The organism is Serpentinimonas barnesii (assembly GCF_000696225.1).
GTDB lineage: Bacteria > Pseudomonadota > Gammaproteobacteria > Burkholderiales > Burkholderiaceae_C > Serpentinimonas > Serpentinimonas barnesii.
The window spans coordinates 1-1,391 of sequence record NZ_BAWN01000064.1; the positions used below are offsets into that span (position 1 = coordinate 1).

A 1,391-nucleotide genomic window follows, 5' to 3' on the forward strand; every position below is an offset into this window, starting at 1 on the left:
ACTCGGACGTGCCTTCGGCCCGCCGGTTAACCTCAACGTTAGGCCTCGCTCTGGCTTCTGCCACTCCAATCCCTCGGCCTCCGGCAATGCTGCCCGGTTGCTGGCCTGCTGCTCCCCGGTCTAGCCACCTCGTCACCCAGCACACCGCGCTTACTTTCCTGAACATCCCCAGCCATAATCTCCGACAACGCCGCAGCGTTCCAAGGCCCAGTTACCCTTCTCGCCATCGCCTAACCTGCGGTTCAACTCGGACGTGCCTTCGGCACGCCGGTTAACCTCAACGTTAGGCCTCTAGGTACGCGCCATGGAACTACTCGTAACTCTTTTAACCGGAATTGCATGGCCCGTAGCGGTCGTCTGGATCGCATATCTATTTAAGGGCGAATTGCGCTCGCTAATCCATCGCATGTCTCAATTGAAGTACAAGGATGTCGAAGCGAAATTCGAGATAGGGCTGGCGGAGGCTGAGGCAAAGGTCTCGTATATTGAACAGTCCTCCCCTTCTTTTCCATCGCGACCGGAGATTACGTCGAAACTTGAGTCATTGCGCCGTATCGCTGATGTGTCGCCTCGTGCAGCGATCATGGAGGCGTGGGTTCTTGTCGAAGACGCTGCGGGGAAGTCTGGCTTTGTTCAAGGAGCCGCAATTCCTCGGGTAAATCCCCACCTCTGCGTGGAAGAGCTGGTTCGCCGTGAAAAATTGCCGAAGGGTAGCGATTCTCTGCTCGACCAAATGCGAAAGCTGAGAAATCAGGCCGCGCACCTCCCTGACTTCAGTCTCAATCAGGATGAAGCCGACCGCTATCTTCAATTGGCTGCTAGAATGTCGGAGCTAATTCTCAATGTCGAGGGCTAACCCTGCGTTGCAGGCAACCTTGCGCATAAAGCCGCGCAAGGCGCCTGCACTTGAACGCTAGGCCCCAGATTCATGCGCCTCTTCGCTACCATGTCATACGTTCTCGCCACCACAGAAACCGTTATCCGCTGGTATCGCTTCGATCCCCGATCGAACGACCGTCCAATCTCACACGAACTCCTTGCAACTCTTGACCTGAATCTAATCCCGCAACTTCCCGACAAGGAAGCCGCAAAACGCGCCGCAGAGGCACTCGGACTCAGTACGTGGCGTTACATCAAGCTCTGAACACCACCGCCAGCCTCAACGTGAGGCATCGCTCTGGCTTTTAGCGCTCCACTCTCTCGGGTTCCGCCTGTGCTGCTTAGCCTTCGCGGAACGGAACAGGCACACCGCACTTGCTTTCCTGCAAGGCCCCGGCCATAATCTCCGGCAACGCCGCAGCGTTCCAAGGCCCAGCACCCTTCACGCCATCGCCTAACCTGCGGTTCAACTCGGACGTGCCTTCGGCCCGCCGGTTAACCTCAACGTTAGG

The 1,391-nt window shown here is 57.2% G+C and carries 1 protein-coding gene; it reads left to right on the forward strand.

Features of this window, described 5'->3' with window-relative positions; translation table 11 throughout:
* Nucleotides 1-304: 304 nt before the first annotated feature.
* A complete protein-coding gene (locus SRAH_RS12225) occupies nt 305-856 on the forward strand; it encodes a DUF4145 domain-containing protein (protein WP_076607041.1) in 552 nt (183 codons plus the stop codon).
* Nucleotides 857-1,391 lie beyond the last annotated feature (535 nt).

Bases quoted from the DNA above. Each gene is read 5' to 3' on its own strand.
- SRAH_RS12225 (WP_076607041.1), top strand. From the start codon at position 305: ATGGAACTACTCGTAACTCTTTTAACCGGAATTGCATGGCCCGTAGCG.